The sequence below is a fragment of the Paracoccus spongiarum genome, from assembly GCF_030732095.1.
Classification (GTDB): Bacteria; Pseudomonadota; Alphaproteobacteria; order Rhodobacterales; family Rhodobacteraceae; genus Paracoccus; species Paracoccus spongiarum.
This window is the reverse complement of record NZ_JAVAMQ010000011.1, coordinates 1-21041: the sequence shown is the minus strand read 5'-3', so window position 1 is coordinate 21041 and position 21041 is coordinate 1. Positions and strand designations below refer to the sequence as shown.

The window sequence follows — 21041 nt, the reverse complement described above, 5'->3', positions numbered from 1 at the left end:
CCCTCCTTAGCGCGTTTCAGGCCGCAATGAAATGCGGCTTGAAGCGCGACAGGTCCTGCGTGATCCGTGCGCGGTCCTCGCGCACCCCCATGCCGGCGCAGCTGCCACCGACGATCCAGGCGCCGATCACCGGGTGGAAGCCGTCGAATTCGGGCAGCGGGTGATAGGCCTGCACGATGCGCGGATGCCGGTCGTAATCGCCGGGCGCGGTGGCCTCGGTGACCGTTCCCTCCTCGACGATGCTGATGCCCGCGCCCTCGCGCGAGAAGATCGGCTTGACCACATGCCCCCGCCGCAGCGCCGCGGCCGCGCGGTCGAAACTGGCGGCGACCGCGCGGTCCGGCCGGCCATTGGCCACCAGCGCGTCGGCGACGTCATCGGCGAAATAGGCGGGCAGCAGGTTGGGATGGCCCTCGAACATCTGCCACAGCACCGGCAGGATGGCCTTGTTCGACACCAGCGCCTTCCATGCGGGTTCCAGAAACATGCAGCCCCCGCCGGCGATGTGGCGCGCATAGTCGTCGGCCAGCAGATCCTCCCAGGGATACAGCTTGAACGGCGTGCCGATCACCCGGTCCTCGGCATCGACGAACTGCCCGTCACGGCTGATGCCGATCTTGTCGAGATCGCTGTAATGCGCGCCCATGCCCGCCTCGCGCGCGGCCCAGCCCATCGCCTCGACGGTGGCATAATCCTCGGGATTGCCGCCGATCGCGGTGAAATGCAGGTCGGTGCCCCTGGCGAACAGCGCACCGAAGCGTTCCACAAGCGCCTCGTGGATGCCGTTGAACTGGTCCGAGCCCTCCGGCAGCACACCCGCCTGCAGCTGGTCTTCCAGCCATTGCCACTGAAAGGACGCGCTTTCGTAAAGCGAGGTCGGGGTATCGGCGTTGTATTCCAGCAGCTTCGCCGGCCCGCGCCCGTCATAGGCCAGGTCGAAGCGGCCATAGATCTCGGGCTCGTTGCGCCGCCAGCTGTCGACCACCAGATCGCGATGCGCCTCGGGGATGCCCATGCGCGCGATCAGCGCCTCGCTGGCCGTAATCGCGGCGACCGCCTCGCGGCACATCGCATGCAACTCGGTCGCGGGGTCCTCGATGTCGTCCTCGATCTGGCGCAGGTCGAAGCGATAGGCCGAGCTTTCCTCCCAATAGGGCTCGCCATGCATGTCGGCGAAGGTAAAGCCGACCTCGCGGGCGGTCTCGCGCCAGTCGGGGCGCTCGGGAAGGCTGATCTTGTCCATGCGCCCAGCCATAGCGCCCTTTGCGCGCCCCGACCAGACGGATCGAGGCGCCCCCGGCGCGCCGATCAGCGGATGCTGATCGGCTGGGTAAAGGCATAGCTGCCCTCGCTCAGCCCGGCAGGCGCGGCGGCGCAGCGCGCCCGCCCGGCGCCGCGGGCGATCTCGCGGTCGATGCGGGCATTGCCGGTCGATCCGGTGACCTGCGCGGCCTGTACCCGGCCATTGCGGCCGACCTGCACCACCAGCGTGGCGCGCAGCCCCGACCCGCCCGAGGTGCGCGCGATGCTGCGCAGCAGGCAGGCCGAGATCTGCGCCTGCCACCGGGCCTGGAGGCTGGCGCGCTGCGACGAACTCAGCCCGCCGGCACCGCCCGACGCGCTGCGCGCCGCCTGGCCGCCCTGACCGCGGGGTGCGGGGGCAGCTGCCTGCCGGCGCTGCGGCGCGGGATCGCGCGGGGACTCTGCGCGCGGCCTCTGCGGCTCGCGCGCGCGGGTGTCGCGCCCCGGCTCGGGTCGGGCGGGGCGCGGTTCGGGGCGCGCCGAGGCCTCGAGGCGCAGGGGTGGCGCGGCCTCGAACACCGGCGGGGCGAAGCTGTGCAGCGGTGGCAGGTCGTCCGGTGGTATGCGCGGCTGGGGCTCCCGCTGCGGCTCGGGTGGCGGCGGCAGGTTCGGGCGCATCGCCAGTGGCGCGGGCGTGGCCAGCGCGGGTGGCGGCGCCATCGCGGTCCCGATCGGCGCCTCGGCCGGCGGCTCGGGGAGGGGCGCGGCGTCCAGCGCGGCCGCCTCGGGCGTGGGCTGCGGCGGCGCGTCCCATTCGGCCACCAGGTCGGCCAGATCCGCCGATCCTGCCGCCAGCCTCGCCTGCGCGGCGGGCGCCGTCAGCGGATCGCCCTGCCGGGTCGGGTCGGGAATCATGATCGCCGCAGCCGAGACATGCAGCGCGGCGGCAATGAGGATGAAGCCCGTGGTTTCGAACAGGCGCCCCGATGCCATCTCAGCCTCCGCTGACGACCAGCTGCGCCCCGGCCTCGCTGATCGTGCCAAGCCTGCGCAGCAGCGCCGCGACCTGCGCGGCAGGGGTCGCGGCATCGGCGCGGATTTCCAGCGGCAGGGCCGCGTCCCGCGCGGCGATCAGCGCCCAGACCGCCTCGCCGCGCGCCGCGTCATAGGCCAGATCGCCCGCCGCCGAGACGTGCAGGACGCCCTGTTGCAGGGCGGTCTCTTCGGCGGCGCCCTTCGGCGGGGTCACCTCGAAGGGCACGGGCGGGGTGATCCGGGCGGTCAGCAGGAAGAAGATCAGCAGCAGGAACACGACATTGATCATCGGGATGATGCTTTCGCCGCGGGGCCGACGGGGGGGCATGTCGATGCGCATCGGCTATTCGACCAGCACCAGCGTGTCGAAGCCCCCGGCCCGCAGCAGGTCCATCACCTCGACCAGCCGCTGCAGGTCCGCGCCGTCGCGCGGCCGCAGGACCAGCGCGGCATCGGGCGCGGGCATCAGCGGCGCCAGCGCCGCAGCCAGGTCCGCCGCGGCGACCGGGACACCGTTCAGCGCCAGCGATTGCGGCCCGATGTCGATCAGCCGCGGCGCGCCCTGCCAAGTGGTGCCGGGCCCCTCGGCCCCCGCCGCGACGGGCAGCACCGCATCGGTGCCGAAGCGCGAGGCAAGCATGAAGAAGATCAGCAGCAGGAAGACCACGTCGATCATCGGCGTCAGCGACATCCGGCGCGGATGCCGGCGCGGACCGAAATCCAGGCTGTTCCCGGTCATTCGGCGGCCTCGAACAGGCGCGGGCGCGCGCGTGCGGGCAGGGGGGCCCTGACGAAGATGCGCGTCGCCAGATCCTCGAGATCGGCCTGCAGCCGGTCGGCTGTCGATTCGAACCAGCTGAGCGCGATGCCCGCCGGGATCGCCACCGCCATGCCCGCGGCGGTGGTCAGCAGCGCCTCCCAGATGCCGCCGGCGAGGGCCGAGGGATCGGCCTGACTGCCCGATTCCTGCAGCGCCTGAAAGGCCGCGATCATGCCCAGCACGGTGCCCAGAAGCCCCAGCAGCGGGGCGATGGTGACGATCAGTTCCAGGGCGCGAAGTCCCTCGCGGGCGCGATACAGCGTCTGGCGGGCCACCCGGGCCGTTTCCTCGCGCGCGGTCTTGTCGTCGATGGCCGGGTCAAGCGAGGTGCCGATGGCCGCCTGCACGACGCGGGCGCGGGCCGAGGGACGGCCACGCACCTGGTCGAGGGCGCGGGCCCGCTCGCCCGCCGCCCACAGGCTGACGGCGCGGCGAGAATGGCTGTCACCCCAGACCCCAAGCCGCCACAGCGACCACGATTTCCACAGCACGACCGCCAGCGTCGCGACCGACAGCGCGGCGATCAGCCACATCGTCCAGCCGCCATCGCGGATCAGGCCGACCAGGGGCAGGGCGTCCAGGGATGCGGCAATCGGGGTCATGGCAGGTCTCCGGCAGGTTGCGGGCGGTGGTCGCCCGGTCTCGCTACTGTTTCCGATCAATTAAGTCAAGATTAACGGGCGGCCTGTGGGCGGCGATGCGGGCGCGGGCCGGCTGCGGCTTTGGCTTGCGCGGGCCACCGCGCTGTCGGACAGTCGCGGGATGGACGAACTGCCTGCCATCATCCTGGCCGGAGGCCGCGCCCGGCGGATGGGCGGCGGCGACAAGGGCCTGCTGGACATCGGCGGGACCGCAATCCTGGCCCGGGTGATTGCGGCGTTGCGGTCGCAGGCGCATCCGGTGGCGATCAACGCCAATGGCGATCCGGCGCGGCTGGCCGGTTTCGGGCTGCCCGTTCTGGGCGACGGGCTGCCCGACCAGCCCGGTCCGCTGGCGGGCATCCTTGCGGGCCTGGACTGGGCCGCCCGGCTTGGCGCGCCGGCGGTGGTCAGCGTGGCGGCCGACATGCCCTTCCTGCCCGGCGACCTCGTGGCGCGTCTGCGCGCGTCCGCGCCCGGCATCCAGGCGGCGATGGCGGCCGGCCGCGCTGCCAACGGCAGCCTGCGCAGCCATCCGACCTGCGCGCTGTGGCCGGTGGCCCTGCGCGCGGATCTGCGGGCGCAGCTGGTCGCGGGCGGTCGGCGGCTGCATGATTTCGCCCTGCGGCACGCGGCGATTCCGGTGGTCTGGGATCATGCTCCGATCGATCCCTTCTTCAACGTCAACACCCCGGCCGATCTGGAACAGGCGTCGCGGCTGGCGGGGGCGGGGCGCTGAGGTGGTGTCATCCGCGCGGCGGCGCGGTCGAGCGGCCGACGACCAGTTCGGCCTCCATCAGATGCTGCCTCGGCTGCGGATCGCGGCCTTCGATCCGCTCGATCAGCATCGCGGCGGCGCGCCGGCCCGCCTCGCGCACCGGCGAGCGCATGGCGGTCAGCACCGGGACGGCGCCCGGATTGCGCAGATAGGACAGATCGTCGTCGAAGCTGACGACCGACAGGTCGGCGCCCGGATGCAGGCCGCGCTCGTCCAGCGCCTGGACGACCCCGGCCGCGATCAGGGTCGAGGCGCAGAGCAGGGCGGTCGGCGGGCGCGGCCCCGACAGCAGGCGCATCGTCGCCGCGTAGCCATAGGCTGCGGTCATCTCGTCGCTGCACAGCAAGGCGGGGTCGACCGGCTGCCCGGCCTCGGTCAGCGCCTTCAGGTGGCCCTGGCGCCGCCGCGCGGCGAAATCCAGCGCCTCGTCGCCGTTCAGCAGGCCGATCCGGCGATGGCCCAGCTGCAGAAGAAAGCCGGTCGCACGTTCGAAGGCACGCTGGTTGTTCACGTCCACCCAGGAATAGGCGCCGGGATGGTCGCTGACCCGCCCATGCACGACATAGGGCATGCCGATCGCGTCCAGCAGGGCCGGGCGGCGGTCGTCGCGCCGGGGAAACTGCACGATGACGCCGCCGATCAGGCCCTTCGACTTCAGGGCGCGGTAGGTCTGCTCCTGCTCGTCATCGGGCACCACGGTCAGGTTGATCTCGAACTTGCGGGGGGCGCATTCCTCGGCGATGCCGGCCAGGAAATCGGTGTAGATCGGGTTCACGATCTCGTTCCGGCCCGAGATCGGGATGACGCATCCGATCGCCGACGGGTGTCCCTTCGCCAGCGAGCGGGCATGCGCGTTGGGCGCATAGCCATGCTGGCGCGCGGCCTCGATCAGCCGCGCGCGGGTGCGGGCGCTGACTTCGGGATGCCCGTTCAGGGCACGGCTGACCGTGGTCGTCGACAGTCCGACGAGACGGGCGAATTCCTTCAGGTTCATCGGCGGGTCCGTGGCTTGCCGCGGTGCTTGTGGCCGCCGCGTGTCCCATCCATGCCCGCGATGAGTCCACGACGCAATGCCGCAGCGCGACCGGGCGGCGCGGAACAGGGCGCCGCCGCGACGGAAAAGGGGCGACGCAGTTGCTGCGCCGCCCCGTCAGATCAGCCGGATGCAAGGTCTCGATCAGGGGCCGGTCACCTGGCAGGTCTGCGACCGCGCCATCATGCGCTCGCAGGTCAGATTGGCGTCGGCCTTCGACAGGTTGACGAAGCGTGCCTCGAAGCCGCGGCGGGTATCGGCGACCGAACGTCCAGCGCCTTCCAGCACCGCGCCATCCTGCAGGGCCACGCGCAGCAACAGCGTTTCCGCCTCGGCCTGCGAGCGATAGCGGCCCAGCACGACCCCCCATTTCCGCCCGCTGTCCGGGCCGCGCGACACCACCTCCAGCGCCGCCGGGTTCGAGATGTCGCCCTCGCCCATGGCTGCGAGGATGACCGTTTCAGACCGCCGCTTGGGTGCCGGCGAGGCCAGAAGCGACAGCGAGTCCCCGTCCTGCGGTGCCGCGCCTGCCTCGGCCACGGCCTGCGCGATGGCGTCGGCCTGACCGTCGGCCGTCGCGGCGATCGCCGCGGTGCTGCCTCGGCCCGGGGCCGCCCGCGACCGCGGGGCGGGGGCAGGGCGCGACGAGGCCGCGAGGACCGGCGCCGCAAGGCTGGCGCTGCGGGCCGTGGCCGGTGCCGGCTGGGTTGCCGGTGCCGCCGCGACCGCCTGCTGGACCGCCGCCTCGACGGCGGCAGGAGCTGCGCCGGGGCGCAGCCGCGGCCGCGCGCTGCTGGCAAGCCGCAGCGCACTGCCGGACAGCGGCGCGGTCTGTGCCTGCCGCATGGCGTCGGCCAGCGCGTCACGGGTCGCGACCGCCGCCGTCGAGGCCGCGGCGGCCGGGCGTGTGACGCGGGCCGGCGCTTCCGAGGATTGCAGCACCAGCCGCTGCGGCTGCGTGGCGACCGGCTTCGGCGCCACTTGTGCGCGGCGCACGACCTTCTGGGCCAGCATCTGCGGCGGTGCCGGGCGCTGTTCGCGGACGCGGTTGGGCACGCGGGAGAAGCCCGCATCCAGCAGTTGCCCCATCACCTGGTTGCGCTGCGCCGTCGAGGTGCCGCCGAAGACCGTGGCGATCAGGCGCTTGTTGCCGCGCTGCGCCGACGCCGTGAGGTTGAAGCCCGCCGCCCGCGTATAGCCGGTCTTGATGCCGTCCGCGCCCGCATAGCCATCGAGGAACCGCTTGTTGGTCGACGATACCTGCGCGATCCCCGCATCCGCGGAACGCCGGGAGAACAGGTTGTAATATTGGGGGAAATCATAGAACAGCCGCCGCCCCAGGATGCTCATGTCCTGGGCGGTGGAATAATGCCCCTCCTGTGTCAGGCCATGGGCGTTGCGGAACTGGGTGTTGCGCATGCCCAGGGCGCGGGCCATCGCGGTCATCTGCTGGCCGAACGCAGCCTCGGACCCGGCCAGCCCCTCGCCGATCGTGGTCGCCGCGTCATTGGCCGACTTGATGGCCGCCGCGCGCAGCAGGTAGCGCAGTTCGATCTGCTGGCCGGCGCGCAGGCCCAGCTTGGATGGCGGCTCCGCCGCCGCATTGCTGGACACCGTGAACCTGGAATCCAGCCGCACCTGTCCGCGCTCGATCGCCGTGAACGCCATGTACAGCGTCATCATCTTCGTCAGCGACGCCGGGTGCAGCCTGGTGTCGGCATTCTGGGTGTAGATCGGCTGGCCGGTGCGCGCATCCATCACGAAAGCTGCGAAGGGCGCGGCGGACAGGCTGGCGGGGGCCATGCCGGCCAGCATGAGGGCAGCCCAAAGCCGGGCCGAAAGAAGGAATCTGGTCACTGTCGCGGTCTCTCTGCCTCGTGCGGGCGCGTCTTTTTCTCGCACACCCGTCGTTAATGGATCGATAATAGCACGGGATGTTTTCCCATGTAACCGGGCATTTGACTTATTTCACCCTCTCGCCCGCGGCCGGCGCCCACCGGCGGGGTGCCGAGCGGCGCCGCGACGGCCGGGGCTTTCATCCTCATCAGTTTCGACTATATTTCTGCCGATACAGGCTGCGGACTCCGCGGCCCCCTCTTGTGTTTGGCGACCAGCGAAGGCCAGGCTTTACCCGATGACGCAGTGGATGACCGACAGCGACAAGCCCGACGAGAAGACCGATCTCGCCGTCAAGCCGCGCGCCCGCACGCAGCGGCCGCCGATGTACAAGGTGCTGATGCTGAACGACGATTTCACGCCGATGGAATTCGTGGTGCATGTGCTGGAGCGGCTGTTCAACATGTCCCACGCCCAGGCCATCGAGATCATGCTGACCGTGCATCGGCGCGGCGTGGCGGTCGTCGGGGTGTTCTCGCACGAGGTCGCCGAAACCAAGGTCGCGCAGGTCATGGAACTCGCGCGCCGCCAGCAGCACCCGCTGCAATGCACCATGGAAAAAGAGTAGCCGGTGACCGCATCCCGCCTTGCCCTGGCCTTTCCGGACGGTCCTCCGGAAGGTCGATTGCTGGTCATCGGCGCGCGTGCCGGCGATGACCTGTCCGCCCTCGACCCCGACCGGACCGAGATCCAGCAGGGCAGTTTCCCCGACCACCGCGCCCTTGGGGTGCAGGGATATCGCGTCGCGCCCCGCGTCGAGGGCGCATTCGACGGCGCGCTGGTGATGCTGCCCCGCGCCAAGGCCGAGGCGCGGGCCCGCATCGCCGATGCCGCGGCGCGGCTGCGCCCGGGGTCGGCCCTGTGGATCGACGGGCAGAAGACCGACGGCGTCGATTCCCTGCTGAAGGAACTGCGCGGCCTCGCGGCCGTGGACGAGGTCCACAGCAAGGCGCATGGCAAGATCTTCCGCCTCACGCTTCCCGCCGCCGACTGGCTGCCCGAGGGCTGGGCCGCGCGGCCCATCGAGGCCGTGCCGGGCTTCGTGACCCGGCCCGGGGTGTTCTCGGCCGATGGCGTCGATCCCGGCTCGGCGCTGCTGGCGCTGCATCTGCCGGACCGGCTGCCGACGCGCATGGTCGATCTCGGCGCCGGCTGGGGCTGGCTGGCCGCGCAGGTGCTGGCCCGTCCCGGGGTCGAGACGCTGTACCTGGTCGAGGCCGATCACGCGGCCCTGGACTCGGCGCGCGACAACATCGCCGACCCGAGGGCGCAGTTCCTGTGGGCCGATGCGCGCGATGTCACGCTGCCCGCGCCGGTCAATGGCGTGGTCATGAACCCGCCCTTCCACGAGGGGCGCAGCGCCGATCCCGCCCTGGGGGCGGCCTTCATCGCGACCGCCGCGCGGCTGCTGACCGGGGCCGGCAGGTTGTGGATGGTGGCGAACCGTCATCTGCCCTACGAGGCGGCGCTGGCGGCGCATTTCGCGCAGGTGACGCAACTGGGCGGCGACGGCCGCTACAAGATCATCGAGGCCACCGGCGCAGGCCGTGCCGCAGGTCGCAAGGGGGGCCGCAGATGAGCATGTCGATCCAGGGCAGGACCGCCATCGTCACCGGCGCCGGCCGCGGCATCGGGCTGGCCGTCGCCCATCACCTGGTCGAGCGCGGCGCCAATGTCGTCTTCGCCGACCGCGACGAGGCCGCGCTGGAGACGGTCGTGGCCGATTACGACGATGACGCACATGTGCTGACCTTCGCCGGCAACATGTCGGAAAAGCTGGTCATGGCGAACCTGCTGTCGGCCACGCTGGACAGCTTCGAGCGCGTGGATATCCTGGTGAACGCGCATCGCTTCGTGCAGGGCTCCGACCCGCTGGACACCGATCCCGCCGTGCTCGAGGAGATGCTGCGCCAGAACATGATCTGCGGGCTGCGGCTGTCGCAGATGGTCGCCAAGCGGATGATCCGGCAGGCCGAGGATCAGCGTGACCTGACGCAGGCCGGCGCCATCGTCAACATCTCGACCCTGGCGGCGATCCGGCCGGTGCCGGCGATGCTGGGCTATTCCATCGCCTGCGCCGCGCAGGAACAGGCCACGCGCGGCTTGGCGCTGGCGCTGGCGCCTCACAAGATCCGCGTGAACGGCGTCAGCTTCAGCAGCGTCATGTCGCACGAGCTGAAACTGGCGCTGAAGGCCACGCCCGACCTGCGCGACCAGATCATCGCGGGCACGCCGCTTGGCCGCATCGCCGCGGCGGACGAGCTGGCCGAGACCGTGCATTACCTCGTCAGCGATGCCGCCCGCTTCGTCACCGGGCAGATCCTCACCGTCGATGGCGGGCGCTGCCTTGCCGACCCGGTCACCGCGCAGGTGCTGTAGGCGCGGCTCAGCCCTGCCGCTCGGGGAAGGCTTCGCGGCAGGCCGCGACCGAGGCCGAGGCGCGGCCCGCCAGCGCGGCGCGGCGCGCGATCAGGTTGTCGCGCTTGCGGGTCTCGGCGGCCGGATCGATCGGCACGCGATACCGTTCCACATCGACATAATCGCGCCAGCAGGGCCGCGTGGTGACCTGGGTGTTGCCCTTGCGGTCGCGATAGAGATCGCGGCACTGGGTCAGCCGGTCGCGCACCACCTGTCGTTCCTCCCAGGCATAGCCGCGCGCCAGGTTCCCCTCGACCTCTGCCAGCAAGCGGCTGACGGTGCGGTATTCCGCGGTGTTGCGGCTGATGCAGCGTTCCTGCGGCGTTCCGCAACCGGCGATCAGCAGCGGCAGGGCGACAAGGGCGAAGGCGGTGTTGCGGCGCATGGTCAGGCTCTTTACAGCGGTCGAGGGATGCTATCTGCCGGGGCAGGAGCTTGGCAATTCACGATTGAGGGCCTGATGGACGATCAACGCCGCCGCGCCGCCGCATGGTTCCGCGACCTTCGCGACCGCATCACCGACGCCTTCGAGGCGCTTGAGGATCGCGGCCCCGGCGAGGCCGCGCCCGGCCGCTTTCAGGTCACGCCGACCGAGCGTGCCGGGGATGGCGGCGGCGGCATCATGTCGGTCATGCGCGGTGGCCGGGTCTTCGAGAAGGTCGGCGTCAACTGGTCCGAGGTGCATGGCACGCTGGCCCCCCGCGCGCAGGCCGCGATGGCCGCGCGCGGCGTGCCCGGCATGGCCGAGGATCCGCGCTTCTGGGCCTCGGGAATCAGCCTCGTGGCGCATATGCAGAACCCGCATGCGCCCGCGGTGCACATGAACACGCGGATGTTCTGGACGCCGGGCGCCTGGTGGTTCGGCGGCGGCACCGACCTCAACCCCTGCATCGAATATGACCGCGACACCGCGCATTTCCACGACACGCTCCGTGCCGCCTGTGCGCCGCACGGGACCGACTATTACGACCGCTTCAAGGCCTGGGCCGACGAATATTTCTTCATCCCGCATCGCGGCCGCGCGCGAGGCGTGGGCGGCATCTTCTATGACGACCTGAACAGCGGCGACTGGCAGGCCGATTTCGACTTCACCTGCGCTGTCGGCGCGGCCTTCCTGCCGGCCTTTCTGCCGCTGGCCGAGGCGCACATGGCCGACCCCTTCACCGAGGGCGACCGCGAGGTGCAACTGATCCATCGCGGGCTCTATGCCGAATACAACCTCGTCTATGATCGCGGCACGAAATTCGGGCTCGAGACCGGCCACAACGCCGATGCCGTGCTGATGAGCCTGCCGCCGCTGGCCAAGTGGACCTGATCGCGACGATCTTCGGCGACCTGCAGCCCTCGCTGCTGGGCAGTTTCGTGCTGGCCTCGGTGCTGATGGAGATCACGCCCGGCCCGAACATGGCCTATCTGGCGATCCTCGCGCTCAGCGACGGGCGCGGGGCCGGCTATGCGGCGGTGGCCGGCGTGGCCACCGGGCTGCTGGTCGTCGGCCTGACCGCGGCGCTGGGGGTGGGGGCCGCGGTCTCGGCCTCGCCGCTGGCCTATCAGACGCTGCGATGGGGCGGGGTGCTTTACCTTCTGTGGCTGGCATGGGAGGGCTGGCGCGATGCCGACGAGGCGTCAGAACATGCGGCCCAGGGCTCCAGCCTCGGCCGGTTCTTCGGGCGGGGGCTGATCACCAACCTGCTGAATCCCAAGGCCTTCGCCTTCTACATTGCGGTCCTTCCGGGCTTTCTGGCGCTGGACCGGCCGGTCGTGCCGCAGGCTATCGGGCTGTCGCTGCTGTTCGTGGCGATCGCCACCACGATCCATCTGGGGATCGTCACCCTGGCCAGCGCCTCGCGGCGGCTTCTGTCGGATCAGCGCCGGCGCCGCGCCATGCGGCGGGTGCTGTCGGTGCTGCTGGCCTTTGTCGCGCTGTGGCTGGCGGTGCGCACCGCCGCCTGAGGCGCCCGCGCCGCATCAGCCCCGCGCGGTCAGCGCCAGAAGCCAGACCACGCCCAGCACGATCAGCCCCATCCCTGCCAGCCGCGCGGGCGCGATGCCCTCGCGCATGACGCGGCGCGACACGAGTTGCGCCAGCACCACCTCGACCAGGGCAAGCGTCCGCACATTCGCCGCCGATGTCAGCGAGAAGCCGATGAACCAGAACAGCGAGGCGAAGGCGCCCAGCGCCCCCGCCAGCAGCGAGGCCCGCCAGGCGCCCGCGATGCCGCGCAGCGCGGCGCGGTCGAACAGCGCCATCCAGGCCAGCATCGCGACGGACTGCATCGCCAGCGCCATCGCCAGCACGGTCAGCGCCCGCAGCGCATGCCCGCCCTCGGGCAGGGCCAGCACGGCTCCGCGAAAGCCCACCGCCGACAGCCCGAACAGCGCCCCGGCCCCGACACCCGTGGCGACGGCGCGCAGCGACGCACCCGACCAGCGCGCCCCCGAGGCCAGCAGCACCCCGCAGGTCGCCAGGAGGATGGCGCCGATGCGCCCCGGCCCCAACGGCTCGGACAGGATCAGCGCGCCGGCCAGCGCCAGTGTCACGGGCTCGGTCTTGGTCAGCGCGGTGGCGACGCCGAAACCCTGGCCGCGCATGGTTGTAGCGGCGCACTAGCTTTGAGACGGAAATGCACTAGCTTTGAGACGGAAATTTTTGCCAGATGATCCCTTCCGAGGCGATTTCCTGACACCCGCCTGACGCCGTCGCGGCCTCGTCAGGACCACTCCTCCAGCCGGTCCCGGTGCTGGCGGACCCACCGCCTCGCCTCGTCGCTTCTCGCCTCCATGGCCGCCCGCAGCTGGGCGCGGGTGACGGCGGCGAACAGGCCGTCATAGCCGCGCTTCATCCGGTCCGCCTCGGCGACACGATATTCGGCGGGATCGCGGTCATAGATGAGGCAGGCTGCCTGCACCTCGCATTCATGCCCCATGACCTCCATCTCGCGGCGCGCGGTGGCCGACAGCCGTGTACGCAGCAGGTTGACCGGGTTTGCCTTGTGCATGGCCTCCCAGGCCTCCTGGGCCAGGACCGCCGCGGGGAGCCTTGCGTCGGGGTCGAGCAGGACGAGGCCGGGCCAGTTGCGGGCGTTGGCGCCGTCGAGGCGGCGGTGAAGGACGACGGGGAAGATCATGGTACCGGCTCCTGCGGTATATGGCTGTTGGCCCAGGCCCATGCCGCATCGCGCCCGGTCGCATCCAGCGCGGCGTCATAGATGCCGAAGGCCGCGACATCGACGGTGATCGAATTTCCCGATTGGCTCACGAACATCGCGATCTGCGAAGTCGCCCATGCGGTGATCGCCGCATCCGTGACCGGCGCGGCACCGTTCACATCATCAACGGCGCCTCGGATCGTGCCGAGATCCACGTCTTCTTGCACGACAACCCAGGTATCGGCGCTGTAGCTGCCGAAATTGGCGCCGTCGATTGTCGCGCTGCCGGTCGAGGTGGCCATCCTTGTAATCCTGCTCGACGTGGTCTGGGGCGCCGTTGCGGTGGAGAACATAGCGCGCGATCGACACCGCCCAGCTGCGGACCAGCGGCGGCACGGATGGCAGGGGCGTGGCGTATTTCGCGGCGACATAACCGTCGATCAGGTTGTCGGCATCCTCGAGCGCCGCCTCGACCACCTCGGTGTCGGCCGTGCCGGACCTGGTGTGGTCGGCGACCTGGCGCATCTCATGCTCGCCCATGCGCTCGAGGAGGTCGGTTTCGGTGGCGTAGGGCATGGCGCCTGGAGTTCCCTGGGCTGGTATCCGGTTTCAGGATGACCGAGGAGATGGTGACCGCCTCGGCCGAGGCGCCGACGGAGCGCGGCGCATGGAAGGGCTGGGGAGGAGGATCAGCCCTTGGTCTTCGCGCCCTTCTTCGGCGAGGGCTTGGGGGTATCTTCGGCAGGCTCCTCGGCGGATGGGTCGGCATCGGCCGCCTCGGCGATCTGCGCCTCCAGCTCGTGGTTCCGCGCCTGGAGACTGCGGACCTCCGCCTCGGCCTCGTCGGCGCGAAGGCGGGCGGCGTTCCGGTCTCCGGTCAGCCCTTCGATCTGGCTCTGCAATTCCTGGACGCGGGCCTGGAGCTGATCCCGTTGCAGGCCTGCCTCGGTCGCGGCGGCCCTGGCCTCGTTCAGCGCAGCCTCATGGTCCTTGAACGCCTCATCGACCGCCGCGCCGACCATCTCCTCGGCGATGGCCTTGGCGGTGGCCGCGACCGCCTCGTCGAAACCGGGCAGGCCTGTCGCGCCTTCACCCGGCCCTTCGGCCAGGCAGCCGTCGCGCGCGAGCTGCGCGGCGGTGTCCGGGCCGACGATGGCGGTGTCGCCCGGGCGGTACCATTTGCCTTCGGTCTTGACCGGCTCGGCGATGACGACGGAAATCCTGCTGGTGGCCATGGCGCTCGCCCTTACGCCGCGGCCGCGCCGGCATTCTGGAACAGGAAGCCGCCCTCGGCGCCGGTCAGATAGGTCCGGCGTTCGGCCTTGGTCGGGTAGATCCAGCTGTCGTTCGGCTCCCAGAAATACGGCACGTTGACCTGCGGATAGCCGGTCAGCTCGTAGGTATAGCCGTAGGACGGCACCTGGAAGTTGTCGCCGGTATCGGGGACATAGGCGAGAATCGCGTCGTCGCCCCAGACATCCGACGCCGGCACGGTGTCGGCCGCCGTTTCGGGCAGGTACACGGCCTTGCCGACGATGACGCGCTTGACGTCGAAGAACGCCGCCAGCATCTCCGTCGTGATCGAGTTCGAGGAGGTGTACTTGAACTGCTCCTTGATCTTCGGATGGCGTTTCAGCGCGTTGAAGGCGGTCGGGCCGAGCGTCAGGGTATTGGGATAGCGGCCGATCATGCGGCGGATCGCTTCCTTGGCCTCGTCGATGTCGGCGGTCGGGTCGCTGGTGTCCGAAGTCCAGCGATCGGCACCGGCCAGGGCGACGCGGTTGCTGACGGCATAGTTGGCGGTGTTGCGCGCCAGCTGGGCGGCCTCGTATTCGTGACCGAGATCGATCACGTCCAGGACCATGGTGATCGCGCCCCGACCCAGATCGATGCCGGGAACCTTCTGCGCCTCTTCCTGGTGCTCGACGGGCACCACGCCTTCGAGCGCATCCTGGATCAGCGACACCGGATCGGACGCATAGCCGTACTGGACGCGCTTCTTGTCGGCGCCGGGCGCGCGCCGGGTGTTCATCATCCGGAAGGCTTCCTTGCCGAATTTCAGGACGCGCATGGACCTGTTCGGGATGGTGACGCGCGGGAAGAGCAGGTGGGCGATGAATTCGCTGTTGCGATAGCCGCGGGCATGGGTCGACAGGATCGGGTCGATCACGGCGGCGGTGCGGGTATTGACGGGGGCCATGTTCGATGGGCTCCTTAGCGGATGAGGATGTCGACGAAGCCGCCATCGGCGGCGGCGGTCAGGGCGGTGGCGAAGGCATTGGCCGGCGTTCCGCCAGCAGCCTGGACGCCGCCGGCGGCGGCGGAGACAACCCTCGCGCCCACGGTGATGGCGCCGACGGCGCGGACGCGCGCCACGCCGATCACGACGACACCAGCAAGATCGCCGACCACCGTATTCGGGTGTTTGGCGACCCCGAGAACCGGCGCATCGGCCGCGGCGACCTTGGCGCCGGCGGGCGTGATCAGGTCATAGGCTTCGAACAACCCGGTGGTCGGGACCGTGAGCGTCAGGACGTCCTGGAAATACTGTGTCATCTGGCCCTCCTTCAGGACACGGCGCGGACGGCATCGAAATACTCGGTGCCGGGATGGGCGCGCTGATAGGCCAGCGCCTTGTGGTGGATGGCGAGGCCGGCGGGATCGACGGCCTTGCCGTCGGCCGAAAACGCGACCGAGCCGCCCTGGCTGCCCTCTTCGGGCAGTTCCAGCTCGCCGAACGACACGACCTTCGGCTGCGCGGCCAGCACCTCGCGCAGGGCGGCGGCGGGCGTCAGCGTTTCAGCGCCTTCCGCGAAGCTGACGGCGGCCTCACCCGGCATGGCGTCCAGGATCGCAACCACCTTGTCCTTCGAGGCCGGGATGAGGCGGCCTTCGGAGACCAGTTTTTCGGCGAAGGACACATTGTCGGCATGGACGGCGGCCCGTTCGCGATCGGCGATCTGCTTTTCGCGCGCGGTCAGGTCGGCCTCGCGCGCGGCGAAGGCCGGGTCGGGCTGGGTGGTCACTGCAGGCTCCTTTTCGGGGTTGGCGGGAATGACGATGGGTGCGGCGCTGAGCGTCACGGTGGATGCTCCGCTCGCCGCGGCGGCCGTGTAGCTGGCGGCGGGAGAGGCGGGCGTCTGGACCTCCATCTCGCCCAGCCATTCGAGGCGATACGAAGGCAGCGCCTTGTCGGCGTCCTCGATCCCGAAGGTGTCGATGATGAATTCGCGCAGCAGGCGGAGAATGCTGGCGGTCTCCTCGAAGCCGCGCTCGCCGAAGGCCGCGGTGAAGACCGCGTCGGCCGGCGCGCTGAATTTCGCGTTCTTCAGGCCGCTGACGGCGGGTGCCGCCGCGCCCAGGAACCCCACATGCTTGGGATACCAGGTTCCGGGGACCGGGTTGTGGCTCTGGCCCGGCGCGAAATAGGCCATCGAGACCTTCTTGAAGCGGCCGGCCTTCACCAGCTCGGCAAAGGCCGGCTCGATATCGGTGAGATCCGCGAAGAGCCGCTCGGCCGAAGCGTCGTAGTCGAAGCGATCCACCCAGCCGAAGGCCGGGGCGTCGGCGTCCGGATGGCCGATCACGATCGGCGCCGGGGCGGTCTCCGGGTCGTAGGCGTCGGCGATGGCGCGCAGGTCGGCCGCCGAATAGGTGATCGGGTCGCCCGCCATCGGCTTGAAGGTGCCGGGGCGGAAAACCTCGATGCGGGCGGTCAGGGGCGTGGCTGTCATGGTCGGTCCGGGTTGATGTCCGGGCCACCATGGCGGGCAGGGAAACGGAAAAAGCCCGGACACAGGTCCGGGCCGGTCTCATGCTTGCGATCGAGGCATCTTGGAGCCGATTTCGTCTCCGATCAACGGAATTGATGATCGCGATCCCCGCGCGGGGGCGGAACAGGCTCTGGCAGCGATCCTAACAGGGGGCTAACAGGCCTCTGGCCCTTGCTGCGGGCCGATGCGCCCGAAACAGGCCAGAGGCCGTCAGCGGGCAAAAAACGGGGGTGTCGGGTTTCAGCGGGTCAACCAGTCCTCCGCGTCCTCGAAGATGCCCGCGCGGTCGGCTTGCGAGAGGCCGAGGAAGGGCCGCGCGGGGATGGTTATGCTGTGGCCCGGAATCGTGACGTCGGAGACATGGTTCGCCTCTTTCTTTTTAACGAAGCGCCGGCCGACTTTCCCGTCCTGGACCTTCAGCCGGTAGATCTTCGCCGCCCGCGCCGGCTTGCCCTTCTTGCCCAGAGAGGGGTCGATGGCCCCGAAATGCACCCATTCCCGCATCGGCTGGACCCAATAGACCAGATCGCCGAAGGGGTTGCCCTCGCTGATCGGCTTGTTCTGGTATTCCGTCAGGAAGGCCGACAGGTCGGCCGCGCGCTCCAGCATCAGGAAGATCAGCGGCTGGACCATCGGCCAGTTGACGATCGCCCCCGCGTCCATTTCAGCGGCGTTGGCCTGATAGAACGCGGTGGCGGCATCCTTGCCGTCATTGTGATAGATCTCTTCCAGCCTGTCCCAGAGGTCCATGCGATCAGGGAATTTCACGACCGCCTGGAACTCGGTCACGTTCCAGTCGGGGTGTTTCGACGCCTTGACGATCACCGCCTCGAAATGCAGCACGGTGCCGACCCAGATCACGTCCATGCTGCCATCGGGCGGGCCGAGCTTCAGCGCCGCCCGGTAGATCCAGTTCCAGAGCTTCTGGCGCTGATCGGGCGACCGGACGCCCTCGTCGTTCTCGATATCGTCCAGAAACAGCAGGTCGGGGCGATGCGGTCCATGACGCCGGCCGCGGACCTTCTTGCCGGCACCGAGGCCCTGAACCTTGATGTTGTTGCGGGTGACGAACTCGCCCTCGCGCCAGATGCGGCCCTCGCCGCAGGCGTCGGGGAAATCGTTCTGAAGCCGGACGTTCGTCGTCAGCTCGGCCTTCAGGGCCTCGATCAGCAGCACGGCCTGGTCGTAGACGTCACAGACCTCGACGATGTAGTGCTTCAATCCGCGCGCGATGCAGTAGAGCGCGAAGCCGAGCGAAAGATGGGTCGATTTCGAGGCGCCGCGCGGTGCGACGAACAGATCCCTCGCGCCCTTGCCGGAGGTGAGGATTTGCGGGACGCGCGCAAAGATGTGCTGATGAAAGAGGCTGTGCTCGCCGCGCACATAATGCGGCAGGTAGGTCTCCATGAAAAACCGATACCCGGTTTCGGGATCCGCCGCCTTGCGCAGCCGTTCGGCCTTCGCGGCTGGATCCGGCGGGAAGGCATCGACATTCAGCTCGATATGTCGGGCGAACTCGCTGGCCATCTCCGCGATCTTGTCGCGGAAATCCTTGCGGCTGAGTGCGGCCTTCAGCTTCGGCCGCGCGCTCATGTCGAATAGATCTCGGCCAGCCGGTCACCGAACGGCTCGATGATCTCGAGGATCGTCGCCGCGTGATGCGGAAACTCCTCCCGCACGAACTCCAGCAGCTTCGCCATGACGTCCTGGGCCACGCCGAGTTCCGACACCTTCGGCGCGAACCGCTTGGCGCTGGCGGCCATCTTGGTCATCGCATCGGACAGGGAGACCAGCATACCCACCTTTTCGGCCGTGCTGTGGCTGCCTTCCTTGATCTCGTCGAGGATCGCCTGCGCCTGGATCATGAAGTCCTCGACGACCGAGGAGACCACCACCTCGACGCCCTCGCCGGCAATGACATGTGCAGTGCGCGCCTTGTCCCAGTCGTCGCCGGCCTCCTTGGCCGCCTTCTTCCAGCGGCCGATCGTCGCCTCGCTCTTGCCGTAGGCCGCCGCGATCGTCGAGATCATCATGCGGCGGTAAACATAGTCCGATCGCGCCTTGCGCTGAAGCTCGCCCCGCTCAGACATTGAAACCCCCCGACAGCAGGAAGGTCAGGATGCCGGCGAGAATGCCGCCGATGACAAGGCGGGTGATCCAGGTGATGCCGGACTGGATCTCGGTCAGGGACCGTTCGATGTTCTGACTGCGCACGGTTTCGCTCGCCGAGTGGATTTCCAGTTTCGTCAGACGGGCTTCATGCGCGTCCAGGCGTCGATGCGACTGGACGATCTGGTCCGCGTGGTGGGTGCCGAAATCAGTCAATTGGGGGCCTTCTGCTCGTCTGGCCTTCTCAGGAGGTCTTGCCGGTGCGATGGTCCTCGACCCGCGCCTGTGCCGCGCGCCACGACTGCCAGGCGACAAAGGTGCCGGCGGCCAGGATGACCGCCCCTGCAACGATCCCGTGTTCGGCGAACAGCCGTCCGATGATGTCGGCCTGACCGTTGACCTCGTCGATCATGGTCACCAGCCCGCCGCCGCCGAGGACTGCGCCGATGACGCCATTGCTGATCGAGGCTTTCGCGATCCGGCTGCCGCCCTTGGCGAGATCCGAGATCCCGGCAAAGGCGCGTGCCGGCGCGATGGGGCGGGGCGATGCGCCGCCGAGGGCCTCCCGGGTCAGCGGCCCGACGCGCCCGTCCAGGGACAGGTGGTTGTCGGCCTGGAAGGCGATCACCGAATCGCGGGTGCGGTTGCCATAGATGCCGTCAATGGCGCCGCTGTGATAGCCCAGCCCGGCGAGCAGCGTCTGCAGCGCCCGGACGTCCTCGCCTTTCGAGCCCACCTTCAGGATGGTGGCCGAGCTCTTCAACACCTCGAGATCGTCAGGATTGACGTTCGGAACGGAAACCTGGGCACGGTGACGTCGCGGACGAGGGGCATCTTGCCCTCGGCGTCGATCCCGAGGACGTCTTCATAGGTGAAGACGGGACAGCTCTTCGGCGAGACCTCGCAGTGGCCATGGAACGTCACATTGCCCGCATAGGCCCGGTTGATCTGGATGCAGAGCCCGCGCAGCGAGGCAAACTGCGCCGGGGTGAACTTGCTGATCTCGAGGCCATGCAGGCAGATCGCGATCGTGCCGGTGTTGTGGCCACCCTGGGCGGCCGGCACCTTGTTCAGGTCGCGGCCAGATTCGAGCGTGCCGTCCTTGCGGATGAAATAGTGATAGCCGATGCCGGCCCATCCGTTGGCCTTGTGCCAGGCGTCGATGACGGCCGCGCTGTCATGCTCGGGGCGGTCGGAGGCCGAGCAATGGAGGAAGACGCGGCTGACAGGCCTGGCTGGCTTCTGGAAGCGGTAGAACACGGGGGCACCTCGCGAGGATCAGATCGTCCCCGGTATGCCGCGCGTGCGAAATCGACTTGCCCGGACATTGGTCCGGTCAGTCGAAAAGATCCCGCTGGCGGTCGTCGTCGGTGCGATTGGCGACCCGGCGCACATGGCGCTGCGAGATCCCCAGGACGCGGGCAATGCTCGCCCGGTCGAGGCCCTTGGCCTCCAGCTTCAGCACATCCGCCCGGACCGAGCCGGCGCGGTTGTGGGGGACATAGATCGACTGCCCGCCCAGGAAATGACATAGCGCAAGACCATCGGTTTCACCAAGAGCCTTGATGATCGGATGGTCGGGACGCGGCCGGGCCGGGAACTTCACCTCCAGCCCCCCGAAATGCTGCATCAGCCCGACAGCCACCCGCAGGCCGAGCGTCTCCGCGACATCCACGAGGGATGTCGGCAGATCGTCGAGCCGGACGGGCAGCTGGCGGGTCATGCGGGCCGCTTCGCCTTCGCACGGGCTTCCATCTTCTTCAGCGCCTCGATGATCGGCGTCGCCTGCTCGGAGGACAGCAGGTCGGGATCGACGGCGACGTGATCGTCACCATGAGCGATGAAGCGCTTGCAGAAGGCGCGCAGGGCCTCGCGCGATCCGTTCTCGATCGCACCAGCCCTGTGGCAGGATTTCCAGAGGGCGTGGATCAGCCGGATATAGGGCTTTGTCGATGCCGGCAGCTGCTTGCCGCGCGCCGTGACGCGGAAGCCGAGACGCTTCAGCTCCTCGATGACGTCGAGCTTCTGACGCTCCGACATCGCCCGCAGCGAGGCTGCGCCGGTGACGCGGACCAGCATCGCCCGGTAGGCATACCAGTTCGACTGGAGCCACGAGGTGGTGCTGATCGACGGCGTTACCGTGACGGTGA

At 69.4% G+C, this 21041-nt stretch carries 29 protein-coding genes; 6 read left to right on the top strand and 23 right to left on the bottom strand.

What is annotated here, in order from left to right; translation table 11 throughout:
• Positions 1-16: 16 nt before the first annotated feature.
• The 5 genes from Q5Y72_RS12655 to Q5Y72_RS12635 all read right to left on the bottom strand — a co-directional run bounded on the left by Q5Y72_RS12655 (position 17) and on the right by Q5Y72_RS12635 (position 3699).
• Positions 17-1243 carry a glutathionylspermidine synthase family protein gene (locus Q5Y72_RS12655; protein WP_305963785.1) on the bottom strand — a complete coding sequence of 409 codons (1227 nt, stop codon included), beginning with the start codon at positions 1241-1243 and terminating at the stop codon, positions 17-19.
• Between the two features lie 65 nt (positions 1244-1308).
• Complete coding sequence (locus Q5Y72_RS12650; RefSeq protein WP_305963784.1) at positions 1309-2235, bottom strand: hypothetical protein; 927 nt, start codon at positions 2233-2235, stop codon at positions 1309-1311.
• 1 nt (position 2236) lies between these two features.
• Entirely contained in the window at positions 2237-2617 is a 381-nt protein-coding gene (locus Q5Y72_RS12645; RefSeq protein ID WP_305963783.1) for a biopolymer transporter ExbD, read from the bottom strand.
• 3 nt (positions 2618-2620) lie between these two features.
• Complete coding sequence (locus Q5Y72_RS12640) at positions 2621-3016, bottom strand: ExbD/TolR family protein (protein WP_305963782.1); 396 nt, start codon at positions 3014-3016, stop codon at positions 2621-2623.
• On the bottom strand, positions 3013-3699 hold the full coding sequence (locus tag Q5Y72_RS12635) for a MotA/TolQ/ExbB proton channel family protein (protein WP_305963781.1): 687 nt from the start codon (positions 3697-3699) through the stop codon (positions 3013-3015). Before Q5Y72_RS12635 ends, Q5Y72_RS12640 begins: the two co-directional genes overlap by 4 nt.
• 85 nt (positions 3700-3784) lie before the next feature.
• Here Q5Y72_RS12635 and mobA point away from each other — a divergent pair, with 85 nt between their 5' ends.
• Positions 3785-4474 carry a molybdenum cofactor guanylyltransferase MobA gene (gene mobA / locus Q5Y72_RS12630; RefSeq protein WP_371930822.1) on the top strand — a complete coding sequence of 230 codons (690 nt, stop codon included), beginning with the start codon at positions 3785-3787 and terminating at the stop codon, positions 4472-4474.
• Between the two features lie 7 nt (positions 4475-4481).
• Here mobA and Q5Y72_RS12625 read toward each other — a convergent pair whose 3' ends face one another.
• Entirely contained in the window at positions 4482-5507 is a 1026-nt protein-coding gene (locus Q5Y72_RS12625; RefSeq protein ID WP_305963780.1) for a LacI family DNA-binding transcriptional regulator, read from the bottom strand.
• Between the two features lie 183 nt (positions 5508-5690).
• Positions 5691-7403 (bottom strand): D-alanyl-D-alanine carboxypeptidase family protein, encoded by a 1713-nt coding sequence (locus Q5Y72_RS12620; protein WP_371930821.1) that lies wholly within the window; start codon positions 7401-7403, stop codon positions 5691-5693.
• Between the two features lie 289 nt (positions 7404-7692).
• Here Q5Y72_RS12620 and clpS point away from each other — a divergent pair, with 289 nt between their 5' ends.
• Genes clpS through Q5Y72_RS12605 form a run of 3 tightly spaced genes read left to right on the top strand, consistent with a single transcriptional unit; the run spans position 7693 to position 9821 of the window.
• Complete coding sequence (gene clpS / locus Q5Y72_RS12615; RefSeq protein ID WP_305963779.1) at positions 7693-8010, top strand: ATP-dependent Clp protease adapter ClpS; 318 nt, start codon at positions 7693-7695, stop codon at positions 8008-8010.
• A 3-nt stretch (positions 8011-8013) separates the two neighbouring features.
• Positions 8014-9021 (top strand): class I SAM-dependent methyltransferase, encoded by a 1008-nt coding sequence (locus Q5Y72_RS12610; RefSeq protein WP_305963778.1) that lies wholly within the window; start codon positions 8014-8016, stop codon positions 9019-9021.
• A complete protein-coding gene (locus Q5Y72_RS12605; RefSeq protein WP_305963777.1) occupies positions 9018-9821 on the top strand; it encodes an SDR family NAD(P)-dependent oxidoreductase in 804 nt (267 codons plus the stop codon). The genes Q5Y72_RS12610 and Q5Y72_RS12605 overlap by 4 nt, the downstream gene beginning before the upstream one ends.
• Positions 9822-9828: 7 nt before the next feature.
• Here Q5Y72_RS12605 and Q5Y72_RS12600 read toward each other — a convergent pair whose 3' ends face one another.
• Complete coding sequence (locus Q5Y72_RS12600; protein ID WP_305963776.1) at positions 9829-10245, bottom strand: hypothetical protein; 417 nt, start codon at positions 10243-10245, stop codon at positions 9829-9831.
• Between the two features lie 75 nt (positions 10246-10320).
• On the opposite strand from Q5Y72_RS12600, the gene hemF reads away from it, so the two are divergent.
• Both hemF and Q5Y72_RS12590 read left to right on the top strand, forming a co-directional pair.
• Positions 10321-11175 (top strand): oxygen-dependent coproporphyrinogen oxidase, encoded by an 855-nt coding sequence (gene hemF, locus Q5Y72_RS12595; RefSeq protein WP_371930820.1) that lies wholly within the window; start codon positions 10321-10323, stop codon positions 11173-11175.
• A complete protein-coding gene (locus tag Q5Y72_RS12590; protein ID WP_305963775.1) occupies positions 11166-11813 on the top strand; it encodes a LysE family translocator in 648 nt (215 codons plus the stop codon). The genes hemF and Q5Y72_RS12590 overlap by 10 nt, the downstream gene beginning before the upstream one ends.
• Before the next feature lie 15 nt (positions 11814-11828).
• Here Q5Y72_RS12590 and Q5Y72_RS12585 read toward each other — a convergent pair whose 3' ends face one another.
• The 15 genes from Q5Y72_RS12585 to Q5Y72_RS12515 all read right to left on the bottom strand — a co-directional run.
• Positions 11829-12452 (bottom strand): EamA family transporter, encoded by a 624-nt coding sequence (locus Q5Y72_RS12585; RefSeq protein WP_305963774.1) that lies wholly within the window; start codon positions 12450-12452, stop codon positions 11829-11831.
• Positions 12453-12571: 119 nt separating this feature from the next.
• Positions 12572-12988, bottom strand: a complete 417-nt coding sequence (locus tag Q5Y72_RS12580) for a hypothetical protein (RefSeq protein WP_305963773.1) — start codon at positions 12986-12988, stop codon at positions 12572-12574.
• Positions 12985-13188, bottom strand: a complete 204-nt coding sequence (locus Q5Y72_RS12575; protein WP_305963772.1) for a hypothetical protein — start codon at positions 13186-13188, stop codon at positions 12985-12987. The genes Q5Y72_RS12580 and Q5Y72_RS12575 overlap by 4 nt, the downstream gene beginning before the upstream one ends.
• Before the next feature lie 4 nt (positions 13189-13192).
• Entirely contained in the window at positions 13193-13585 is a 393-nt protein-coding gene (locus Q5Y72_RS12570) for a gp436 family protein (protein WP_305963771.1), read from the bottom strand.
• 113 nt (positions 13586-13698) lie between these two features.
• Complete coding sequence (locus Q5Y72_RS12565; protein WP_305963770.1) at positions 13699-14244, bottom strand: hypothetical protein; 546 nt, start codon at positions 14242-14244, stop codon at positions 13699-13701.
• An 11-nt stretch (positions 14245-14255) separates the two neighbouring features.
• Positions 14256-15209: a major capsid protein gene (locus tag Q5Y72_RS12560; protein ID WP_305963769.1), complete on the bottom strand. Its 954-nt coding sequence runs from the start codon at positions 15207-15209 to the stop codon at positions 14256-14258.
• Positions 15210-15223: 14 nt separating this feature from the next.
• Positions 15224-15565: a capsid cement protein gene (locus Q5Y72_RS12555; protein ID WP_305963768.1), complete on the bottom strand. Its 342-nt coding sequence runs from the start codon at positions 15563-15565 to the stop codon at positions 15224-15226.
• Between the two features lie 11 nt (positions 15566-15576).
• A complete protein-coding gene (locus tag Q5Y72_RS12550) occupies positions 15577-16743 on the bottom strand; it encodes a hypothetical protein (protein WP_305963767.1) in 1167 nt (388 codons plus the stop codon).
• Between the two features lie 279 nt (positions 16744-17022).
• Complete coding sequence (locus Q5Y72_RS12545; protein WP_305963766.1) at positions 17023-18375, bottom strand: hypothetical protein; 1353 nt, start codon at positions 18373-18375, stop codon at positions 17023-17025.
• Positions 18372-18872: a DUF1804 family protein gene (locus tag Q5Y72_RS12540; RefSeq protein WP_305963765.1), complete on the bottom strand. Its 501-nt coding sequence runs from the start codon at positions 18870-18872 to the stop codon at positions 18372-18374. Before Q5Y72_RS12540 ends, Q5Y72_RS12545 begins: the two co-directional genes overlap by 4 nt.
• Positions 18865-19107 (bottom strand): hemolysin XhlA family protein, encoded by a 243-nt coding sequence (locus Q5Y72_RS12535; RefSeq protein WP_305963764.1) that lies wholly within the window; start codon positions 19105-19107, stop codon positions 18865-18867. Before Q5Y72_RS12535 ends, Q5Y72_RS12540 begins: the two co-directional genes overlap by 8 nt.
• 28 nt (positions 19108-19135) lie before the next feature.
• On the bottom strand, positions 19136-19657 hold the full coding sequence (locus tag Q5Y72_RS12530) for a peptidoglycan-binding domain-containing protein (protein ID WP_305963763.1): 522 nt from the start codon (positions 19655-19657) through the stop codon (positions 19136-19138).
• Positions 19651-20151 (bottom strand): N-acetylmuramoyl-L-alanine amidase, encoded by a 501-nt coding sequence (locus tag Q5Y72_RS12525; protein ID WP_305963762.1) that lies wholly within the window; start codon positions 20149-20151, stop codon positions 19651-19653. The genes Q5Y72_RS12530 and Q5Y72_RS12525 overlap by 7 nt, the downstream gene beginning before the upstream one ends.
• A gap of 76 nt (positions 20152-20227) precedes the next feature.
• A complete protein-coding gene (locus Q5Y72_RS12520) occupies positions 20228-20614 on the bottom strand; it encodes a helix-turn-helix domain-containing protein (protein ID WP_305963761.1) in 387 nt (128 codons plus the stop codon).
• Positions 20611-21041 (bottom strand): regulatory protein GemA (locus Q5Y72_RS12515; RefSeq protein ID WP_305963760.1); only part of this gene is annotated, 431 nt, incomplete at its 5' end. The genes Q5Y72_RS12520 and Q5Y72_RS12515, both read right to left, overlap by 4 nt.

Bases quoted from the DNA above. Each gene is read 5' to 3' on its own strand.
- Q5Y72_RS12585 (WP_305963774.1), bottom strand. From the start codon at position 12,452: ATGCGCGGCCAGGGTTTCGGCGTCGCCACCGCGCTGACCAAGACCGAG.
- Q5Y72_RS12555 (WP_305963768.1), bottom strand. From the start codon at position 15,565: ATGACACAGTATTTCCAGGACGTCCTGACGCTCACGGTCCCGACCACC.
- Q5Y72_RS12645 (WP_305963783.1), bottom strand. From the start codon at position 2,617: ATGCGCATCGACATGCCCCCCCGTCGGCCCCGCGGCGAAAGCATCATC.
- Q5Y72_RS12625 (WP_305963780.1), bottom strand. From the start codon at position 5,507: ATGAACCTGAAGGAATTCGCCCGTCTCGTCGGACTGTCGACGACCACG.
- hemF (WP_371930820.1), top strand. From the start codon at position 10,321: ATGGACGATCAACGCCGCCGCGCCGCCGCATGGTTCCGCGACCTTCGC.
- Q5Y72_RS12545 (WP_305963766.1), bottom strand. From the start codon at position 18,375: ATGAGCGCGCGGCCGAAGCTGAAGGCCGCACTCAGCCGCAAGGATTTC.
- Q5Y72_RS12565 (WP_305963770.1), bottom strand. From the start codon at position 14,244: ATGGCCACCAGCAGGATTTCCGTCGTCATCGCCGAGCCGGTCAAGACC.
- Q5Y72_RS12650 (WP_305963784.1), bottom strand. From the start codon at position 2,235: ATGGCATCGGGGCGCCTGTTCGAAACCACGGGCTTCATCCTCATTGCC.
- Q5Y72_RS12580 (WP_305963773.1), bottom strand. From the start codon at position 12,988: ATGATCTTCCCCGTCGTCCTTCACCGCCGCCTCGACGGCGCCAACGCC.
- Q5Y72_RS12570 (WP_305963771.1), bottom strand. From the start codon at position 13,585: ATGCCCTACGCCACCGAAACCGACCTCCTCGAGCGCATGGGCGAGCAT.
- Q5Y72_RS12520 (WP_305963761.1), bottom strand. From the start codon at position 20,614: ATGACCCGCCAGCTGCCCGTCCGGCTCGACGATCTGCCGACATCCCTC.
- Q5Y72_RS12540 (WP_305963765.1), bottom strand. From the start codon at position 18,872: ATGTCTGAGCGGGGCGAGCTTCAGCGCAAGGCGCGATCGGACTATGTT.
- Q5Y72_RS12635 (WP_305963781.1), bottom strand. From the start codon at position 3,699: ATGACCCCGATTGCCGCATCCCTGGACGCCCTGCCCCTGGTCGGCCTG.
- Q5Y72_RS12550 (WP_305963767.1), bottom strand. From the start codon at position 16,743: ATGACAGCCACGCCCCTGACCGCCCGCATCGAGGTTTTCCGCCCCGGC.
- Q5Y72_RS12655 (WP_305963785.1), bottom strand. From the start codon at position 1,243: ATGGACAAGATCAGCCTTCCCGAGCGCCCCGACTGGCGCGAGACCGCC.
- clpS (WP_305963779.1), top strand. From the start codon at position 7,693: ATGACCGACAGCGACAAGCCCGACGAGAAGACCGATCTCGCCGTCAAG.
- Q5Y72_RS12640 (WP_305963782.1), bottom strand. From the start codon at position 3,016: ATGACCGGGAACAGCCTGGATTTCGGTCCGCGCCGGCATCCGCGCCGG.
- Q5Y72_RS12560 (WP_305963769.1), bottom strand. From the start codon at position 15,209: ATGGCCCCCGTCAATACCCGCACCGCCGCCGTGATCGACCCGATCCTG.
- Q5Y72_RS12605 (WP_305963777.1), top strand. From the start codon at position 9,018: ATGAGCATGTCGATCCAGGGCAGGACCGCCATCGTCACCGGCGCCGGC.
- Q5Y72_RS12600 (WP_305963776.1), bottom strand. From the start codon at position 10,245: ATGCGCCGCAACACCGCCTTCGCCCTTGTCGCCCTGCCGCTGCTGATC.